Origin of the sequence: Pseudomonas sp. PHC1 (assembly GCF_046487845.1) — a bacterium.
GTDB lineage: Bacteria > Pseudomonadota > Gammaproteobacteria > Pseudomonadales > Pseudomonadaceae > Aquipseudomonas > Aquipseudomonas sputi.
Window position 1 is genome coordinate 427,603 of sequence record NZ_JBJXHJ010000001.1, and the last position, 18,861, is coordinate 446,463.

At 59.8% G+C, this 18,861-nt stretch carries 19 protein-coding genes and 2 pseudogenes; 7 read left to right on the forward strand and 14 right to left on the reverse strand.

The genetic code is table 11. The annotated features are described in order from the left end of the window. Positions 1 to 22: 22 nt before the first annotated feature. Together ACKJSM_RS01930 and ACKJSM_RS01935 are read right to left on the reverse strand one after the other, a co-directional pair. The gene (locus ACKJSM_RS01930) at positions 23 to 1,636 is read right to left on the reverse strand and encodes an inorganic phosphate transporter (protein ID WP_410236506.1); all 1,614 of its coding nucleotides are present in this window, start codon (positions 1,634 to 1,636) and stop codon (positions 23 to 25) included. A 221-nt stretch (positions 1,637 to 1,857) separates the two neighbouring features. Continuing rightward, on the reverse strand, positions 1,858 to 2,880 hold the full coding sequence (locus ACKJSM_RS01935; RefSeq protein WP_236177855.1) for a transporter: 1,023 nt from the start codon (positions 2,878 to 2,880) through the stop codon (positions 1,858 to 1,860). Positions 2,881 to 3,733: 853 nt separating this feature from the next. Between ACKJSM_RS01935 and ACKJSM_RS01940 the strand changes: the two are divergent. Together ACKJSM_RS01940 and ACKJSM_RS01945 are read left to right on the forward strand one after the other, a co-directional pair. Beyond that, positions 3,734 to 3,844: pseudogene (locus ACKJSM_RS01940) on the forward strand (hypothetical protein); the annotation flags it as partial. Positions 3,845 to 4,072: 228 nt separating this feature from the next. Beyond that, positions 4,073 to 4,777 carry a methyl-accepting chemotaxis protein gene (locus ACKJSM_RS01945; RefSeq protein WP_371921029.1) on the forward strand — a complete coding sequence of 235 codons (705 nt, stop codon included), beginning with the start codon at positions 4,073 to 4,075 and terminating at the stop codon, positions 4,775 to 4,777. Between the two features lie 108 nt (positions 4,778 to 4,885). On the opposite strand, the gene ACKJSM_RS01950 is transcribed toward ACKJSM_RS01945, so the two are convergent. Next, positions 4,886 to 5,191, reverse strand: a complete 306-nt coding sequence (locus ACKJSM_RS01950; protein ID WP_236177857.1) for a PepSY domain-containing protein — start codon at positions 5,189 to 5,191, stop codon at positions 4,886 to 4,888. Positions 5,192 to 5,329: 138 nt separating this feature from the next. Beyond that, positions 5,330 to 6,457, reverse strand: coding sequence for a glycerophosphodiester phosphodiesterase (locus tag ACKJSM_RS01955; RefSeq protein ID WP_236177858.1), 1,128 nt, complete (start codon positions 6,455 to 6,457; stop codon positions 5,330 to 5,332). 218 nt (positions 6,458 to 6,675) lie between these two features. On the opposite strand from ACKJSM_RS01955, the gene ACKJSM_RS01960 reads away from it, so the two are divergent. Next, positions 6,676 to 7,002: a DUF2025 family protein gene (locus tag ACKJSM_RS01960; RefSeq protein WP_410236507.1), complete on the forward strand. Its 327-nt coding sequence runs from the start codon at positions 6,676 to 6,678 to the stop codon at positions 7,000 to 7,002. Here the strand turns inward: ACKJSM_RS01960 and ACKJSM_RS01965 are convergent, their stop codons facing one another. Both ACKJSM_RS01965 and ACKJSM_RS01970 read right to left on the reverse strand, forming a co-directional pair. Continuing rightward, a complete protein-coding gene (locus ACKJSM_RS01965) occupies positions 7,003 to 7,323 on the reverse strand; it encodes an antibiotic biosynthesis monooxygenase family protein (RefSeq protein ID WP_236177860.1) in 321 nt (106 codons plus the stop codon). Then, positions 7,320 to 8,027: a CTP synthase gene (locus ACKJSM_RS01970; RefSeq protein ID WP_410236508.1), complete on the reverse strand. Its 708-nt coding sequence runs from the start codon at positions 8,025 to 8,027 to the stop codon at positions 7,320 to 7,322. The genes ACKJSM_RS01965 and ACKJSM_RS01970 overlap by 4 nt, the downstream gene beginning before the upstream one ends. Positions 8,028 to 8,042: 15 nt before the next feature. On the opposite strand from ACKJSM_RS01970, the gene ACKJSM_RS01975 reads away from it, so the two are divergent. Further along, positions 8,043 to 8,984, forward strand: a complete 942-nt coding sequence (locus ACKJSM_RS01975) for a LysR family transcriptional regulator (protein ID WP_236177862.1) — start codon at positions 8,043 to 8,045, stop codon at positions 8,982 to 8,984. On the opposite strand, the gene ACKJSM_RS01980 is transcribed toward ACKJSM_RS01975, so the two are convergent. The 4 genes and pseudogenes from ACKJSM_RS01980 to ACKJSM_RS01995 all read right to left on the reverse strand — a co-directional run bounded on the left by ACKJSM_RS01980 (position 8,985) and on the right by ACKJSM_RS01995 (position 12,292). Beyond that, positions 8,985 to 9,485 (reverse strand): methyl-accepting chemotaxis protein, encoded by a 501-nt coding sequence (locus ACKJSM_RS01980; RefSeq protein ID WP_373874285.1) that lies wholly within the window; start codon positions 9,483 to 9,485, stop codon positions 8,985 to 8,987. A 51-nt stretch (positions 9,486 to 9,536) separates the two neighbouring features. After that, positions 9,537 to 10,316 (reverse strand): annotated as a pseudogene (locus tag ACKJSM_RS01985) (PAS domain-containing protein); the annotation flags it as partial. Between the two features lie 168 nt (positions 10,317 to 10,484). Further along, complete coding sequence (locus tag ACKJSM_RS01990; protein ID WP_236178101.1) at positions 10,485 to 11,537, reverse strand: diguanylate cyclase; 1,053 nt, start codon at positions 11,535 to 11,537, stop codon at positions 10,485 to 10,487. A gap of 146 nt (positions 11,538 to 11,683) precedes the next feature. After that, positions 11,684 to 12,292 (reverse strand): TetR/AcrR family transcriptional regulator, encoded by a 609-nt coding sequence (locus ACKJSM_RS01995; RefSeq protein WP_236177863.1) that lies wholly within the window; start codon positions 12,290 to 12,292, stop codon positions 11,684 to 11,686. A 214-nt stretch (positions 12,293 to 12,506) separates the two neighbouring features. Here ACKJSM_RS01995 and ACKJSM_RS02000 point away from each other — a divergent pair, with 214 nt between their 5' ends. Further along, positions 12,507 to 13,559 (forward strand): MBL fold metallo-hydrolase, encoded by a 1,053-nt coding sequence (locus ACKJSM_RS02000; RefSeq protein ID WP_410236509.1) that lies wholly within the window; start codon positions 12,507 to 12,509, stop codon positions 13,557 to 13,559. A 38-nt stretch (positions 13,560 to 13,597) separates the two neighbouring features. Here ACKJSM_RS02000 and ACKJSM_RS02005 read toward each other — a convergent pair whose 3' ends face one another. Together ACKJSM_RS02005 and ACKJSM_RS02010 are read right to left on the reverse strand one after the other, a co-directional pair. Then, positions 13,598 to 13,909, reverse strand: coding sequence for an XRE family transcriptional regulator (locus ACKJSM_RS02005; protein WP_236177865.1), 312 nt, complete (start codon positions 13,907 to 13,909; stop codon positions 13,598 to 13,600). A 93-nt stretch (positions 13,910 to 14,002) separates the two neighbouring features. Then, positions 14,003 to 14,770 (reverse strand): AraC family transcriptional regulator, encoded by a 768-nt coding sequence (locus ACKJSM_RS02010; RefSeq protein ID WP_410236510.1) that lies wholly within the window; start codon positions 14,768 to 14,770, stop codon positions 14,003 to 14,005. A gap of 112 nt (positions 14,771 to 14,882) precedes the next feature. Between ACKJSM_RS02010 and ACKJSM_RS02015 the strand changes: the two genes are divergently transcribed. After that, positions 14,883 to 15,698 (forward strand): sulfite exporter TauE/SafE family protein, encoded by an 816-nt coding sequence (locus ACKJSM_RS02015; RefSeq protein ID WP_410236511.1) that lies wholly within the window; start codon positions 14,883 to 14,885, stop codon positions 15,696 to 15,698. A gap of 63 nt (positions 15,699 to 15,761) precedes the next feature. Then, the gene (locus ACKJSM_RS02020) at positions 15,762 to 16,955 is read left to right on the forward strand and encodes a hypothetical protein (RefSeq protein WP_410236512.1); all 1,194 of its coding nucleotides are present in this window, start codon (positions 15,762 to 15,764) and stop codon (positions 16,953 to 16,955) included. 3 nt (positions 16,956 to 16,958) lie between these two features. Here ACKJSM_RS02020 and ACKJSM_RS02025 read toward each other — a convergent pair whose 3' ends face one another. Together ACKJSM_RS02025 and ACKJSM_RS02030 are read right to left on the reverse strand one after the other, a co-directional pair. Then, entirely contained in the window at positions 16,959 to 17,945 is a 987-nt protein-coding gene (locus tag ACKJSM_RS02025; RefSeq protein WP_410236513.1) for a hypothetical protein, read from the reverse strand. 107 nt (positions 17,946 to 18,052) lie between these two features. Further along, entirely contained in the window at positions 18,053 to 18,766 is a 714-nt protein-coding gene (locus ACKJSM_RS02030; protein WP_410236514.1) for an HNH endonuclease, read from the reverse strand. Between the last annotated feature and the right edge of the window lie 95 nt (positions 18,767 to 18,861).

Genomic DNA, 18,861 nt, shown 5'->3' on the forward strand with positions numbered 1-18,861 from the left:
CCCGCACAGGGAGTCGGCTGGATCAGAAGATCTGGGTAAACAGCCAATACAGGCTGCCCGACAGCAGAATCGCCGCCGGCAAGGTCAGCACCCACGCCATCAGCAGATTGCGGATGGTCTTCATCTGCAAGCCGCCACCATTGGCGACCATGGTCCCGGCCACGCCCGAGGACAACACATGGGTGGTCGACACCGGCAGACCGAACATGTCGGCGGCGCCGATGGTCAGCATCGCCACGGTTTCCGCCGAGGCGCCCTGGACATAGGTCAGGTGGGTCTTGCCGATCTTTTCGCCGACCGTGACCACGATCCGCTTCCAGCCGACCATGGTGCCCAGCCCCAAGGCAATCGCCACCGCGATCTTCACCCACAGCGGGATGAACCGGGTGGCGTTGTCGATCTGTTGCTTGAACAGTTGCAGCTTGCCGCTGGTGTCGGCGTCGAAGCTGCCGACCTTGTTCTTGTCCATCAGGCGAATGGTTTCGCTGGCCAGGTACATGTCGTTGCGCACGTTGCCCATGGCCTCGGCCGGGACTTTCGCCAGCGAGCCGTAGCCTTTGACCTCTTCACCGATGTGTCCGGTCAGGGAGGCGAGAGCCGGGATCAGTTGCGGCGTGGCTTGCTTGCTGCGCACGTAATCCGAGAGCACGGCGCGTGGATCGGCCGGTGTCGGCAGTGGCGCACTTTTTACCAGCGCCTGCTGGGTCACTTGGGCGACGGCGGCGAATTGCAGCGACTGTTCTTCCGGCATGGTGCGATTCAGCGCATAAGCCATCGGCAGGGTGCCGACCAGAATCAGCATGATCAGGCCCATGCCTTTCTGGCCGTCGTTGGAACCATGGGCAAAGGACACGCCGGTGCAGGTCAGGATCAGCAAACCACGAATCCACCACGGCGGCGGGGTGTTGCCTTCCGGTGCCTTGTACAGCGAACGATTCTTCACGAACGCGCGCAACGCCAGCAGCAACAGCGCCGCGCAACCGAAACCCACCAGCGGCGACAGCAGCAGCGCGTAACCGATCTTGGTCGCCTGGGCCCAGTCCACACCGCTGGTGCCGTCGCGGCCATGCATCAGGGCGTTGGCCACGCCGACGCCGATGATCGAACCGATCAGCGTGTGCGATGACGAGGCCGGCAGGCCCAGCCACCAGGTGCCTAGGTTCCACAGGATCGCCGCGATCAGCAGCGCAAAGATCATCGCGAAACCGGCGGACGAACCGACTTGCAGAATCAGCTCCACCGGCAACAACGCAATGATGCCGAACGCTACCGCGCCACTCGATAGCAGCACGCCGAGGAAGTTGAAGAGCCCCGACCAGACCACCGCGAAATGCGGCGGCAGCGAATGGGTGTAAATCACCGTCGCCACAGCGTTGGCCGTGTCGTGAAAACCGTTGACGAACTCGAAGCCCAGGGCAATCAACAACGCCACGCCGAGCAGTAGAAACGGTGTCCAGGTGGTGACCACCGTGCCGAGTTCGTGCATGTCGTGCATCAGGCTGTAGGCGGTGAACAACAGTCCCATCGCCAGCACCGCGAAAAACACCACGTAGGTGAACGGGCCGGTTTGCATGTCGAGGGCCGGTCTGCCACTGGCAGCGGAGGCCGGGCTGGCGGTCAGGGAGGGCGTAGCCATGGAGGGACAATCCTGAGCGGGGAAGGAATGTTGCCCATGATCGTTGCTAAATATTGCAGAGAGGCTGCGACAGATCAGTGTTCAGTGGATTAGCCGCACCGTTGGTCTTCTGACTGAAGATCGTTCCCACGCTCTGCGTGGTAACGCCGCCCGGGACGCAGAGCGTCACTTGATGCATTCCCACGCGGAGCGTGGGAACGAGCGGCAGGGTCAGTCCGCGCTTAGTAATCGCGACGCTTGCGAAACGCCCAGCGCCCGGCGATCACGGTAAACGTCGCCACCAGTGCCACCAGAATCCAGAACCCCTGCGGATCGGTCGCCAGCGGCACACCGCCGACGTTCATGCCGAAGAAACCGGCGATGATGTTGATCGGCAGCGCCAGCACGGTGACCACGGTCAGGGTGAACAGCGTGCGGTTGCTCTGTTCGTTGAGGTTGGCGGCGATCTCTTCCTGCAACAGCTTGATCCGCTCGCCCAGAGCCGTGAGGTCGTTGATGATCAGCGCGAACTCCTCGGTGGACTTGCGCAACTCCTTCACGTCTTCCTTCTGTAACCACGGCGGCGGCCGGTTGAGCAGGCGCAACAGCGAACCCGGTTCCAGCGCCAGCAGCCGTTGCAGGCGCACCAGCACTCGCCGGTTGGCGCCGAGTTCGGCGCGGTTGGTCGACAGTCGCGAGGACAGCAATTCGTCCTCGACTTGATCGACGCTCATGCTGGTCTTGCGCACGATCTGGGTCAGCACTTCGCCCTGATCGCGCAACAGGTGCACCAGCAGTTCCGACGGCGAACGAAAACACTCGCCGGCCTTCACCGAAGAACGCAGCTTGTCCACCGAATGCAGCGGTTGCAGACGTGCACTGACGATCAGTTGGCTGCGCACGCAGACCCACAGCGTCGACACGTCCGACGACACCATGCTGCTGAGGTTGAACACCACATCGTTGACCACCGCCAGCAGTGCCGAGTCCACATGCTCGATGCGGGTCGAGCGCGAACCTTCGTGCAGCGCTTCGAAAAACTCTTCGGGCAATTGCAGATGGCTTTTCATCCAGCGCTCGCACGCGGCGTGGGCCAGGTTCAGGTGCAGCCAGAGAAATTCATCGCTGTCGCTATCGTCTTGCAGGCAGCGCAGGGCAGTCGCCGAATCCACCTCGCGCCCGCGTTCGCCGGGGCGAAACCGAAAGCCGTAAAGCAGGCCGAACAGGTCAGGATCACGATGGCTGATATCGAGGCTGTGGTTCATGAAGGCTCGCTGCGAGGAGGCGTCTGTCGCGGGATTTGCAGATTCACCTGAGCCGCATCATCGCCATGTCACATGACCGTTGTGTGACAGCAAAATGACGTCAAATCAACGCGTTACCGGCGGTCGGATTTTTCTCAAGAAGGGCGCTGGCACGCCGATCACGCATGAGTTAGGTTGCGCGCCTTCGGCCATGAGCCAAGGTCCGCCGACACGGATGTCCGGCAACAATTCACGTCTTACCGGGCGTGCCTCATCCCTGTCCTGAGTACCTGTGATGCTGCAAAAATCCCTGAGAGCGCAAATTCTCGCCCTGTTGAGCGGCAGCCTGTTGGCGATGCTGTTGATCGCGCTGGCCTGCTTTCACTTCTTGTCCAATGGCGTGCAAAGTTACAGCCAGTTGATCGCCGGCCCCTTGCACACCTCGCAACTGATCGACGAAGCCAACCTGCAATTCAAGGTGCAGGTTCAGGAGTGGAAAAACGTTCTGCTGCGCGGCAAGCAACCGGCGGATCTGGCCAAGTACTGGGGCCAGTTCGAAGACCGTCAACGCGATGTGCAGAGGATCCTCGGCGAGCTGGCCAACCAGCAGGGTCTTGAGCCTGCGCTGAAAACCCGCATCGAACGCCTGCGCGAAGAACATCGTCTGCTCGGCGCTGCGTACCAGAAGGGCCGCGATGCCTACGTCGCCGCCAGTGCCGATCCGACCGCGGGCGATGCCGCCGTCAAAGGCGTTGACCGTGCCGCCAGTGACCAGATGAGCGAGCTGGTGGCCGAACTGCGCAAACAGGGCACCGAGCAATCGACGCAGATCCGCGCCAGTGCCGATCGCACCGTGTGGCTGGGGTTGTTGGTGATGCTCGCGTCCGGTCTGTTGATCGGTTTGCTGAGCCTGTGGCTGGTCAACCGCAACCTGGTCGAGCCGATCCGCAAACTCATCGACTACGTCACCCAGTTGAGCAAGGGCCGGCTGGTCGAGCGCGTGGCCAGCGACCGTCAGGACGAACTGGGCAATCTGGCCGCTGCCGCCAACACCCTGCGCGACTTCCTCGCCGAAACCTTCAATCACCTGCAACGCAGCGCCAAGGATCTGGACAGCGCCAGCGGCGAGTTGAACGCCATCGCCACGCTGATGGCCGGTGGCACCAACGAGCAGTTCAACCGCACCGATCAAGTGGCCACGGCGATGAACGAAATGTCCGCCACCGCCCAGGAAGTCGCCCGTCATGCGGCCGACGCGGCGCGTGCTGCCGACGATGCCGACCAGTCCGCGCAACAGGGCGAGAAGGTCATGCAGAGCACCATCCACAGCATCACCCAGATGCGCGGCGAAATCGCCAACACCGCCACGGTGATCCGCCGTCTGGAGGCGGACAGCGGCCGCATCGGCAAGGTGCTGGAAGTGATTCGCGGAATCGCCGAGCAGACCAACCTGCTGGCGCTCAACGCCGCCATCGAAGCGGCCCGCGCCGGTGAGGCCGGGCGTGGTTTTGCGGTGGTCGCCGACGAAGTGCGCAACCTCGCGCAGCGCACGGCGGAATCGATCATCGAGATCAACCAGATCATCCACAGCGTGCAGACCGGCGCGGTGGACGCGGCCCAGGCCATCGACAGCGGCCAGACCCGCAGCGATGAAAGTGTCGAGCAAGTGACCCAGGCCGGTGCCATGCTCGAGCGCATCACCCACGCGGTGGAGGCGATTCGCGACATGAACCGTCAGATCGCCACGGCGGCCGAAGAGCAGACCTCGGTGGCCGAAGACATCTCGCGCAACCTGACCGAGATCACCTCGATCGCCAGCACCAACCTCGACAACGTGCAGCGCACCGAAAGCGCGAGCCAGAACCTGCATGGCCTGTCCGGCCAACTGAACGACGTCACCGCTCGTCTGAGCGTCTGACCGGTCAGTGACTGACTTCACTCACAGGCGCAGCAAGGGTTTCGTCAAACTACAGACACAAAAATGCCGCACAACCCAAAAGTCGTGCGGCGTTGTTTTATCGGCCAATCAGGTGTCTTGCTTGTTGCTCAACACTTTGCCGGTGGTGGCATCGAAGTCCACATCGAACTCTTTGCCGTCGGCAGTTTTCAGTTCAACTTCGTACTCATAACCGTTGAAATGGTTATCCAGATCAGTGTCGGTGATGGTCGCGCCCGGGTGCAGTTTCAGCGCTTGTTCGTTCATCGACTCCAGCGACTTGATCTTGCCTTCCTTGACCAGTTGCGGGATCTGGTCAACGCGAACATCCGCCTGGGCCAGGCCAGCGGTGAGGGTCAGGGCGGCGGCGGTAAACAGGGCAGTCAACGTTTTCATCGGTTATTCCTTTGGGTGATTCGTTTAAGTGAGTTCAGGTTAATCGCCGCAACTTAACTCACCCTTAAAACGCAGCGAGCAGGCCGGACTCCCCGAGGGAGCGAGCCTGCTCGCGATACTGACGCCCGGATTTACAGATCAGAAACCGTTGTTCTTCAACACCTGATCCACACTGGCGGCGGCCGGGCGTTTGTAGAATTTCAGCAGTTCGCTGGCGCGGTTGGTGAAGATACCGTCGACGCCGGCGGCCATGACTTTCTCGAAGTCCACTGGCTCATCCACGGTGTAGACGTGCACCAGCAGGCCCTGATCGTGGGTGTACTGGTTCATCCAGGGCTGCACCAGGTCCGAATAGCTCTGATCGCCGCCGTGGGTCAGCTTCGCCGAAGGGCCGGTGCCGATTGCCCCCTGGGCCTTGGCGTAGTCGATCCACTGCTTGAACTCGGCTTCGGATTTTGGTTCCTGCTTGCCGTAGAAAGCGTTTTTGTCCTTCTCGCCGGATTCGGCAAAGGTCACGTTGGATTTCGGCTCAATGCTGCCTTCGCCGACCCACAGCAACAGGATCTTCGGCACCTGCGGCATTTCCTTTTGCAGCATTTCCAGGCTGCTCTTCTCGAAGGTCTGCAGGATCACCTTGCCTTTGCCCTGGCCGACACCGAGAGCGCTTTTCGCCAGTTTCGAACCGGCCGGGCTCAACCAGCCGCGATCCTGGAGTTTTTCCTTCAGGTCATGCTCGATCCCCGGGAACAGCTTCGGCTCCTTGGTTTCGATGTACAGGCCGGGTTTGTGCTTCGGATTGGCCTGGGCGATGTCGATGATTTCGTCCAGGGTCAGAATCTTCAGACCGACGTAGGACGGGCGCGCGCGATCCGGGTACTGGGCGTTGTACCAACTGCCGGCGTCGAGGGTTTTCAGTTCGGCCATGGTGAAAGCATTGGCCGGGCTGTCCTTGCGCTCCGGAAACTTGGTGGCGACGTCGGTGGTGCGCTGCAGATTGTCGTCGTGCAGGGCGAACAGCACGCCGTCCTTGCTGCGCTGCAAGTCCATTTCCAGGTAATCGGCGCCCAGGTCGCGGGCCAGTTTGTAGGACGCAGCGGTGGATTCCGGGGCATCGAAGGACGCGCCACGGTGGGCGATTACCGCCGGGCGCGGAATGCCCTCGGAGGCAGCGAGCGCAGCAGGACTCGGCTGGCTGGCGGCGTGGGCCTGACCGAGGCCGAGCATCAGGCTCAGCAGCAGTGCGCTTTTGGTGAAAGTGGCGGGCATTATCGAGTTCCTTTCGCAGGCATTTTCAAAGATGTACCTTTTAGCAACTCAAACGAAAACCTGCTATCGCGAGACCGACATAAACGTACTGAAAGCGAAAATTTGCGCACTTTTGTGCGTTCGTTTGCAGTACGCTTGGCCACGGCAACCGCCCCGGCAGAGGGCGCGCCACGCATTGCCCTGCGTGTAGACCATCGATTCTTTTCGTGAGGTTTACCATGCGCATCACATCGCAACTCATCTGCCAGGCTGCCGACGGCCTCAAGGGCTTCGTCGGCCTCAACCGCAAGACCGGCCAGTACATCGTGCGCTTCAGTGAGGATTCGTTCGGCATGGACGTGGCCGATGACGGCATCATTCCGTGCAGCGAATTCGTCTGGGCACCGGCCACTGAACAGACCATGACCCTCAAGCGTGAGCTGATCCAGTTGCTGCTGGATCAGAACATCGATGACCGGATCAACATCACCGAGCCGTTGCGCATTTATATGAACAAGCGCGAGGTGCCGGAAATTGAGGCGGTGCGTAGCCTGGTGAAGGGCTGATCATCCGAATCGATAATCGCGCTCCACTTTGCACACCCGCGTATGAAAACCCGAGTACCAGGTCGAACGCCCGCGTTCACGAATCGCCTGGTGCTCGGGATGATGTTTCCACGCCAGGATCGCCGCTTCACTTTGCCAATACGAAACCGTGATTCCGAGCCCGTCCGCGCCGCGAGCCGACTCGACACCGAGAAAACCCGGTTGCTCGCGCGCCAGTTCGAGCATGCGTTCGGCGGCTTCAGCGTAGCCCTGATCGCCATCGGTACGGTTTGAAGTGAAGATCACCGCGTAGTACGGCGCTTTCGGTGTATCGGCGATCATGCCTGCGCCTCCAGGCAAGCTTCGACAAACGCTCGCACCAGCGGTGGCAATTGTCCCTTGAGCGCGGCGCGTTCCGGCTGGAACAGCGTGGCGACAAAGAACCGGTGATCCTTCAATTCAATCGCACGCAGATCTCCCGAGGCATCGTGACCGGTGGCGTGTAGCTGATGGGTCAGCAACGCCCTTTCGAACTGCGGATTCACACCGTAGCGGCAGCGATAGCCTTCGTGAATCTGCGACGTTTCGTACGCCTTGGCGATCAACGAACCGGGCACCAGATGAATGCTGTCCAGTGCTTCCACCAACGCACACGTCAGCGGCGAGAGCACCGCGCGGCTGGCGTCGGGCGAGGTTTCGCCATGCTCGGCGTCGGCCCAGCCCAGTACGTTGCGGGAAAACTCCAGCACCGCATGTTGAAAACCGCCGCAGGTGCCGAGGAATGGTCGCTGTTGCTCGCGGGCAAAGCGGATGGCGCGCAGAGCACCGACTTCACTTTTATAGGGGCTGGCCGGCACACACCAGAAGCCGTCGAAGGATTGCAGCGGCGTCTCGGGCAGGATTCGGTCGGTGGCCAACCATTCGAACTCGATCGGACGGCGAAGGTGTTCCGCCGCCAGACCAAGGGCGACCGGGATGGCCTGGTGGGCAGTGACTTGCGGATCGTAATCACCGATCAGGGCGATGCGCAGGGCTCTGGATTCCATGAGGACTCGCTGTGCTTGTTGAGGGATGACGCTCACTATAGATTGGCGTTCACGCACTCTAAATTGGCGTTTGCCCAAGTGATCAATGCAGCCACGCAATACCGACTCGATTTCCCGGATCTGGCCCTGATCCTCGCTTTAGTGCGCGGCGGCTCTCTGGCCCGGGCCGCACAGCTGTTGAGGGTCGATGTATCGACGGTGTTTCGCGCCGTACGCCGACTCGAAGCCGCGCTCGGTCAGCAACTGTTCGAAAAAAGCCGCGCCGGCTATCTGCCCACCAGCCTTGCACAAACCCTGGCCGAGCAGGCCGAACGCGCCGAGCAAGCCCTGGAGGCCGCCCGAATCGGCGTGGAGCAGGGCGGGGAAGTGGTCAGCGGCACGGTGCGCCTGACCTGTACCGACTCGGTGTTGCAAGGTTTGCTGCTGCCGGCGCTCGCGCAGTTCATGCCGAACTATCCGGCGCTGACCATCGAGCTGAGCACTTCCAACGATTTCGCCAACCTCAGCCGCCGCGATGCCGACATCGCCCTGCGCCTGACGCGTACACCGCCGGAGCATCTGGTCGGACGGCAACTGGCGAAGATTGCCTACCGGGTCTGCGCCAGTCAGCGTTATCTAGAAAAGGTCGATGCGGCCGATCTGGCGGCGCTGACCTGGATCGCCCCGGACGACTTTCTGCCCGATCATCCGACCGTCGCCTGGCGTCGCCAGCAGTTGCCGGGTGTGACACCGAGCTATCGTTGCAACAGCATGCTGTCGGTGACGGAACTGGTGCGTGCGGGGCTGGGTGTGGCGGCATTGCCGGATTTTCTGATCGGTGATGGTCTGCAAGCCCTGAGCGAACCCTTGCACGGTTACGACACCGCGTTGTGGTTGCTGACCCGCCCGGACTGCCGTGCGTTGCGCTCGGTGGTCACGCTGTTCGATGAACTGGGGCGGGTTCTGCGGTTGCCGTGATTATGCCTGACCGGGTGCCCGGTCATTGGCGAACATGCTCACCGCTTCCACGGCTTCGCTGGCGCCATCGCGAATCTGCAGAATCACCGTACCGGCCTGATCCGCCAGCTCGACACCTTGCGCCGCACGCCCTCGGGTGCCGTCCATGCTCTTGATCGCCTGGCGGGTTTCCGTCTGGATCAGGCCGATCATGTTGGAAATTTCCGCTGTCGAACCGCTGGTACGTGCCGCCAGTTGCCGCACTTCATCGGCCACCACGGCAAAGCCGCGACCCTGCTCGCCGGCACGAGCGGCTTCAATGGCAGCGTTCAGGGCCAGCAGATTGGTTTGATCAGCAATCGCGCGGATGGTGTTGACGATGGCGGTGATCTGCTCGGAGCGTTCGCCGAGCTGCGCGATCAGGGTTGAGGATTCGGCGATGTCGTCGGCAATTTCGCGCATTTCACTGGCCGCTTGCTGGATCACTTGCGTACCTTGCTCGGCGACTTTCCGGGTGGCCACCGAGATGTGATAAGCGGCGCTGGCACTGCGCGCATCCTGTTCATGCTGCTCGACCCGGGCGGTGACGTCCGACGCGAATTTCACCACTTTGCACAAGCGGCCGGCGGCGTCGTAAACCGGGTTGTAATTGGCTTCCAGCCACACGGTCTGCCCGCGTTTGTCGACACGTTCGAACTGGCCCTGGAACAGTTCGCCCTGATTCAATCGACGCCAGAAATCCTGGTAGGCGCTGCTGTTGACCAGTTGCGCAGGACAGAACAAACGGTGATGTTTGCCTTTGAGTTCGGCGAGGGTGTAACCCATGCGCGTCAGGAAATTCTGATTGGCGATGAGGATATTGCCGTCGAGATCGAACTCGATCACCGCCATGGCGCGGTCGATGGCCTGCAATTTCGCATTGGCTTCGCTTTCCTGCTGCACTTTGGCGGTGACGTCCATGGCGTACTTGACCACTTTCACTACCCGGCCCGAGTCATCCTTGATCGGGTTATAGCTGGCTTCGAGCCAGATCGGTCGGCCTTGACTGTCGATACGTTCAAAGGTGCCGGACTGGAACTGGCCGCTTTTCAATCGCGACCACAACTCGGTGTACTGATTGCCACGGGCAAACTCTGGAGAACAGAAATGGCGATGGGGCTGGCCGACCACTTGTTCGCGGGTGTAACCCATGGTTTTCAGGAAATTGTCGTTGGCGTGCAGAACGACACCGTCGACGTCGAATTCGATCACGGCCATGGAACGGTTGATCGCCTCCAGCAGGCCAGCTTGTTGGTTGATGGTGTTTTGAAGATCGACGAGGGCGGTCTTGTGACGATTGAAAATCATGCTCATGGCACTCTGGAAATAGGGCTGAAGGTGGGGTCCCTGTTTCCGCGTCGGCCAGCCGGGTTACGTTGATGGCTGGCAGCAGTGTGCCAGCATCCCGGCCGGCGGATTAACTTATACAAAACTTTATAAACTTGTACAAGAAATCGATTTTTCCTGATTTTGTATAAGTTTTCACGCGCTGGATCGGCTCAACGCTACGCTGATGGTGTTACGTCCCGTGTGCTTGGCCGTGTAGAGCGCCTTGTCGGAGTCTTCAAACCACTCAACGGCATCGGCGTAAGAGGCTTGATAGCGAGCAAGCCCGATACTCAGGCTGACCCGCAGCTCGGGCATGTCGGGATGGCGGTATCGATCCATTCCCTGACGCAGTTGCTCCATCAGCGCTTCGGCCTTGCTCAGTGGCAGGTTGGGCAGAATCACGCAAAATTCGTCGCCACCGTAACGCCCGGCCAGCTCACTTTTGTCGAGCACGAATTTCAACTCACGGCTCAATTGCCGTAGCACCGCATCGCCGACGATGTGCCCGTAACTGTCGTTGATCGACTTGAAGTGATCGATGTCGATCAGCGCCAGGATCGCTTGGGAATTGTGTTGCCGGCACTGCTGGAACTTGAGGTGCAGCAGGTCTTTCCAGGCGCCGTGGTTGAGCAGACCGGTGAGGCTGTCGGTACGGCTCAGGGCGCTCAGGGTGCGTTTGTGTTCGGCGAGTTTGATCGCCAACTTGTAACAGACCATGCCCAATGCCAGTGGATACAGGGTCAGCATCGGCAGGCAGGCCCAGACCTGAGTCTGCGTGGCCGTCAGGGTGAAATGGACCCCGAACACCGACCAGCCCAGCAGCACGCCGATCAACTGGGCGAGGGCGCCCAGCAGGAACAGACGCTGTCCGCCGGCGGCCACGTTGTTCATGGTCATCATCGACAGGATGGTCACGGTGGTCAGCGGATTGAACTGGAAACACGCGGTCCAGAAGCCGCCGAATACCGAGTCATAGAGCAGATTGCGACGTTCGGCGCGATAGGGGAAAGCCGAACGTGTCGACCATTGATAGGCCACGTGCGGCCAGAGAAAACCGTTAAACAGCAACACGGCCCAGAGCCAGGACGGCATGTTCAACGGATACAGCGCGGCACCCACACTGAAGAAACCGATGCCCAGTCCGATGGCCCGTGGCAAATAAATGCGCCTGGCGAATGACAAGCCTTTGCCGCGTTGGTTTTCCATGATGTTCTGCGCCAGATTCATTCTGAAACACTTTGCAGTGTAATACTTCAGACAGACCGTTCATCGGTCAATGACAGACATTGTCATTTATTCCAGCGGGAAAACTCACTGTCCTTGTGAGCCATTTACCGTGGCGCAGGCCTGATCTAGAGCTGATAGCAGGCCAGAAACATGTCGAGTGCAGCATCGACCACAGCATTTTGCGTGGTGCTGTCGAGCGAGGGCTGGCCCAGGGAGATCTGCGGCCAGAAGGCGAAGGTTTTAAGCAGCCCCTGAACCTGATGGGCGGCGAACGCCGGATCGACCGGTTTCAGCCGACCGTCCGCCTGGGCGGCGCGAATCCACACCGTCACGCTTTCCTCACGTTCGCCCATGCGCGCCACCATGTTCTGCGCGCGTTCCGGCGAGTGGATCGCGGCCGCGATGGCGACACGGGCCAGATTCATGAAATTGTCGTCCGCCATCATCTGCAGCTTGGCCATCAGCATCGTTCGCAATTGATCGCGCAAAGGCTGATCGGGCTGATACGACACGACGTGCTCGGTGCTGATCCTGGCCCACAACTGGTTGAGAATTTCGGCGAACAGCTCTTCCTTGCTGGGGAAATGGTTGTACACCGTACGCTTTGACACCCCGGCGGTGGCCGCAATCCTGTCCATGCTGGTGACCTCGAAACCGTTGGTGCGGAATTCGGCGATCGCGGCCTGGATGATGGCTTCGCGTTTACGGTCGGTGAGGCGCTGGGGAGCTGTCATAAATTCGATTCGGGCAGGAAAAGGGTGGAATTACACTCGGCAGTTTACTTGTCATCGGGTTTGATGCAACCTAGAAAGTACACCGGTCAGTGTAATGTTGCGTTAATCGGTGAACCCTAAAACCAGATGCCCGGCTGATGCGTGCGTGCCTTGGCCATTTATCGTCCCACCGTGGAAAGCCGTGAGTTGCGCGGTTTCCTGGAGTTTTTCAGTCATGGCCAAATCAATTTCTCCCGCAGTTAGTCCTGCACCTGAAGCTTCGCGCCAGGCCGAAGGGACTTTCCGCAACCACGCGCCGGTGCAGCGCGAAGGCTTGCGCAAGATGCTTCGCATCATGTGGAACATGATCTTCCACAAACCACGCAACACTCGGCCGGCGGCAGCCATCCCGGTGCAGCCACTGACCCGCGCCGACCTGATCGCCGCTCCCAACCACAGCGTCTATCGACTCGGTCACTCGACCCTGCTGCTCAAACTGCAAGACAAGTTCTGGATCACCGACCCGGTGTTTGCCGAGCGCGCCTCGCCTGTGCAATGGGCTGGCCCGAAACGCTTCCATCAGCCGCCGATCAGCATCGACGAGTTGCCGCCGATCGAAGCGGTGATCCTGTCGCACAACCACTATGACCATCTCGACTATGAAGCGGTGTTGAAACTGGCGGACAAGGTCAACGTGTTCCTGACCCCGCTGGGCGTCGGCGACACCCTGATCAAATGGGGCATCGATGCCGGCAAGGTTCGCCAGTTCGATTGGTGGCAAGGCACCGAAATCGCCGGCATCCGCTTCATCGCCACCCCGTCGCAGCACTTTTCCGGCCGGGGCCTGTTCGATGGCAACCAGACCTTGTGGGCTTCGTGGGTGATCATCGACGGCGATACGCGGATTTTCTTCAGCGGTGACAGCGGCTACTTCGACGGTTTTAAGCGCATTGGTGAACAGTATGGCCCGTTCGACCTGACCCTGATGGAGACCGGCGCCTACAACGTCGAGTGGCCTCACGTGCACATGCAGCCGGAAGAGACCCTGCGAGCCCACATCGATCTCAAGGGCCGCTGGTTGTTTCCGATCCACAACGGCACGTTCGACCTGGCGATGCATGCCTGGCACGAACCCTTCGACCGCATACTTGCGCTGGCCTGGGAGCGCAGTGTTTCCATTACCACGCCTCAAATGGGCGAGGCTTTCAACCTGGCACAACCCCAACGTGGAAGTGCGTGGTGGTTGGCGGTTGAAGGGGAGAGTGAGGTGGTGGTTCAAGGGGCCTGACTCACTGATGCGGGTTCGCCTCCATGAGGCGAACCGGATCACTCCGCCATCGCATAATCCCCACGCACTGATTCGGCTGTCGAACCATTGCCTGTCGAACGCCCCGGTGCAAACCCCGGAAAAAACACCAGCCCCTGCGCCTCAAATCGATACGTCAACGCCAGCCGCGCCGCATCCGCCACGTCCTGCTGCGCTTCGAACCGCTGGATGTCGTCTACCGAAACCTTGGCCTCTCGCGACAACTGTTCAACGCTCCAGCCCAACATCCCTCGGGCCTGGGCGCAATGGGTGGGGGTGAACTGGAAAAGGGCGATACGTTCGAGGATGAGGTTCATCGCTGAAGAGGCCATGGTGTGCTCCGGGCTCGAGAGTGCTGATGGAAAATGTACTGTGTTTTTGTACAGTTGTTTTCGGCCGGGATCAAACGCATTTTTTGATTTGCCCTAGTTCGCCGCCTCCAACCAGACGGACGGTGGCTGACCGAGGATCCGACGGAACATCGTCGAGAACGCCGCCGGGCTGTCATAGCCGAAATCCAGGGCGATCCGCGTCACCGCTTCACCCGCCGCCAGCCGTGCCAGCGCCAGTACCACGCAGGCGCGCTGGCGCCATTGACTGAAACTCAGGCCGGTCTGCTGACGAAACACTCTGTTGAAGGTGCGTAAGCTTACGTGCAGCTGATCGGCCCATTGCTGGGGGGATTGATGGGCATTCGGCTGATGCAGAAAGGTCTGACACAGTTCGAGCAGTCTTCCGTCAGGCGGCAGCGGGATATGCAACGGCAACGGTGCACTGCGCACCAATTCATGCAGCAACAAATCGATCAGCACGCCGTCGCGCCCGCTCAGGTCATACGTCAGCGGCAGCTCCACGGCTTCCATCAGCAAGTGCCGCATCAACGGCGACACACTGATCACCTGACAACGCTCACCCAGAACCACCGCCCCCGGCTCGATATACAAACTGCGCGTGCTGACCCCCAGCATCAACACCTCATGCGCCACGCCCGGCGGAATCCACACCGCCCGCTGCGGCGGCACCACCCAGTTGCCGTCATGCGTGCTGACCTGCATCACCCCGGTCGCGCCGTACAACAATTGCGCCCGTCGATGCGTATGACGTGGCAACAGATAGCCGTGGGAATAATCCGTACCGATCGCCACCACCGGGCGCGGTGTGTCATCCAGCAGATTGATCGAAACATTGCGCATCGAGCGGCATCCAGCAGTTGGCGTAAACGCAAACATTATTGGCTGAGTTGCTGAAGCAGGCCAAGCGCCGCGGCTCTATCGTCGAGCGCTCCCAAACTACGGACGACGCGCGATGTTCTACCTTCTGCTGACACTCTTCGGCTGCCTGACCGGCGTCACCGCCGTGCTCTTCGGCTTCGGCGGCGGCTTCGTCGTCGTGCCGCTGCTGTACCGCATGCTCACCGCCAGCCACGGCGCCGACGAGCCGATCAGTCAATCGGCGATGCACATCGCTGTCGCCACCTCGACCTGCGTGATGATCGTCAACGCACTGGTCGCAGCCGGCAAACACCGCCGCGCCGGCAACCTCATCCGGGATTACCTGTGGCCCTTGAGCGGGTTCATCGGATTGGGCGCGGTCGTCGGCGCAATCGCCGCGGTGTGGGTCAGCGGCGAAGTCATCCGCTATGCCTTCATCGCCTACCTCGGCGTGACGATTGTCGACTGCCTGCTGCGACGCGGCTTTCTTACGCAGTCCGAAGGCGTTATCCCACGGCGACTGGGAACGGTGGAAACTTCTGGTGGCGGTGTAGGCATCGGCGCCATCGCAACCTTCCTTGGCGTAGGAGGAAGCGTCATGACCGTGCCGTTGTTGCGGCGTTGCGGGTTGAGCATGTCGCAGGCGACGTCGATGGCCAACCCACTGAGTGTGCCGGTGGCATTGGCGGGAACCCTGACGTACATGGCGATGGCGGGACTCAGCGAGACAAAACTCGGGCCATGGTTTATCGGGTATGTGGATTTGCTGGCGTTTTTGGTGCTGACGCTGGGCGCGATACTGGGGATTCGACTGGCTACGCCGTGGATCGGGCGAATACCGGATCGGGTGCATGCGTGGGTGTATATCGCGCTACTCATCATCGTGATGCTGGGCATGACACTGAAGTAGCACCTCGATTCCTGCGCGCATCCTCTGCATACTCCGCAGCCTTATTCACTCAGGGATCGATCCATGCTCAAGGGACTGTTGCGCCTGCCATACGCCGCCGTGCTGTTTTCACTGCTTTCCACCGCTCAGGCTGACGATGGCAGACGTGTGTTTACCGGCACGCTGGGCAAGACGCCGATTGTGGTTGAGCTCAACACCCAGCAGCAGGACGAAGTCACCGGTCGTTACTTTTACGAGAAATATCATCGCGATCTGCCTCTGAGCGGCGCGTTGCAGGACAGCACACTGACGCTGGTCGAGGGCAACAATCGTTACGGCGATGACAAGCCGCTGCCGACCCTCAAGCTCGAGGAAACCGCCGACGGCTGGCAGGGCGAATGGCAAAACCCGAAGGGCAAAAAACTTGCGGTACAACTCTCCGAGGCCAAAATCGCTGCGCCGACCGCCACCACGTTGCCCTTCATCGCCACGCTGCCCGCCAGCGAGCCGTATGAATACTTGCGGCTACAGGGGCTCAAGCTCAAAGCCACAAAGAAAGAAGACTTCATGGGCTACACCCTGCAATGGTGGACGGAGCCCGAGTCGAAGATTGCCTTGTTTACCGTGGAATCCGGCCTGCCGAAAGATGACCTGCAACGGGTCAACCAACAGTTGCTCGGGCGCTTGTGGAGCGAAGTCATCAGCTATCACGGCTGCCAGTTGCAGGGCGGGGAAAACGTCGAATTCATGCAGCAGGCGCAACCGCAACTGATCTCGCCGGCGGTGGTCAGCCTGAATATCTCGACCAGTTATTACTGCGGCGGCGCGCACCCGGACTTCGGCGATTCGCCGCTGAACATCGACGTGAACACCGGCCATCCGTTGTCCCTGGAAGATGTGTTGTGGGTCGGCGAGGGCAAACCTCTGCTGCACGCCGAGCGCGACAGCCTGGGCGATCAGCCGCTGAACGAACAAGAAAGTGCAGCGCGCTCGACTTATCAGCGCGAAGTGTGGGTGCCGTGGCTGATCAAACAACTCACCGTGCTCTACCCAGATGAAATGAAGAAACCGGCGGACGGCGATGAAGACAGTTGCGACTACACCGATGACAGCATCTGGGGTTATCCGTCCTGGCACTTCACCCCGAAAGGCCTGTACCTGAGCGCCTACTTTGCTCGCGTCGCCCGCGCCTGCGATGCGCCGGACTGGTCGATCCTGCCGTACTCCCTCATCAAGCAACACCCCGGCGCCGTCCAACTGCAACTGCCCCAGGGCTAACCCTCACGCCAGACCCGGCGCTTCACGAATGATGAAGTGATCCAGGTTCTCGATATTGGCATTGAAGACCTCGAAAGGCTTTTCGGGGTTCTTCTTGCCCGGCACCTGCTTCAACTCCGGCGTCACGCCATAGAAGAAGCAGAACAACTCCTTGTCACTGTCGATCGCATGCTTGATCTCTTCCAGAAACGCCTTGCGCTTGCGGTAGTTGTCGATCAGCTTTTTGTTGAGATAGACACTGACCGGATAAGGCTTTTTCTTGCTGTCATCCGGTTTCTTGAACCAGACCTTGTCCTCGAAATCGATCCGGAAACTGGCGCTGTGAAAGTCCTCGATCTTCTTGATCCGGCCCCAGTAAATCAGCCCCTTGTTGTCCATCAAGTACTCGATCTTCTTGAAGAACGAACTGTACGGCGCCGTGTGCTCGCCAATCTTCAACGGCATGCGCTTGAGCAAATCCTTGTCCGCGAAGTTCGACACAAAACACTCCACGGGGTGAGCGAAAACACTGGTCTTGTCGGGCACCGTCTCACGACTCGGCGACTCTTTTGAGGGAGAAGTCGCCACCCGCACCGGATCATCCCGCAACACATCCGCCGCCCCCGCTGGCGCGGCAGGTTTGCGCACATACTCACGGCGCGTCAGCAACAACTCCGACGGGAAATGCTCCTCCCGCCCGTCATCCAATTCTCCATCCGCCGCCTCAACCCCCGACGCCGACGTCTTCAAACTCACGTACGGACAACCCGCCACATGCTGCGTACCGGGCAGATTCTTGAAGTGCGGCGTGCGCACGTAATTCACGTTCTTGGCGTTGAACGTGCCCAACTCGTTGGAAGTATCGAACGCCGCACGACAGGCGTCGTTGGGGCACTGGAAATGCTCCTTCGCAGAATCGAACGCCACCGTCTCATCGAAATTGAGATCGCGAACGTCATAGATCGACAGTTTGTCGTCGAGGCTGAGGCAGTAGGCGAGGTCGAATTTCATGGTGGGGCTCGGGTCCTTGAGTGGGGGGAGGGGATTTTGTGAAGCTGCCCCAAAACGGACAACTGGGTTAACGAGTTCTAATTGGCTGACTGCCGAATACCCTGTAGCTATTCGGCCTCTAATCCCTCGACGCTACTATAAAACTTAGCAGTGAACTCATCTTTGTCGCTCGAGTAATGGCAACGTCGATGGCAGTTCGGGCACAGGGCTACTGCGTTGCTCGTACGGTCTGTCCCGCCGTTAACAAGATGTTTCAAATGATGAACTTCAAGAAATGGTTTGCCATCAGCATCCTGGAATGGCGCTTTTTGGCCACATCCTTCGCAAATGCCCTGAGAACGTTTTAGAACCCATTTTTTCACATTTAATTTGCGCGAAAGCCTAACTACCGTCGCGTTAGTCAGCTTCGGGTTTAATACACCCGGAGGCGCATCATTCAGCTCAGGAGCGGAAGGTTCGACCAGCCGGAGTCGAGTCAGCTGAGCACCTCCTCGTGAGCTGTTTCGTATGGCTTCCATGTCTTTTTTAGCCAGGATCTCTTTGATACGCGCAATGACACCGGAGCCGAGATTTTTTGCCGAAACATAGCCTGTAATTCTCGGCAGCCCCAATTGATCCATTACTGCAGAGATGTTCTGCATGCGGTACTCGACTGACGAGGCGCTGCGTTTGCTTAGCGGGCCTTTTCGCAAGAGTCGATTTTCGTCCGCTTTATTGAATGGCTGATTTTGTTGTTCAAGAACCAGCATTTTCAGATAAGCGTCTACAGAAGCTTCTAGCTCCTCATCACTCCAGCCAGTTTTTTCTTTCGAGGTGTCCATACAATCGCCGAGGGTTGAAAACCCTCGGACGATACTGAGTGGCCATTACCGATGTCTACGAAAATTCCTACAGAAAATAACGACGGATCTCGCGA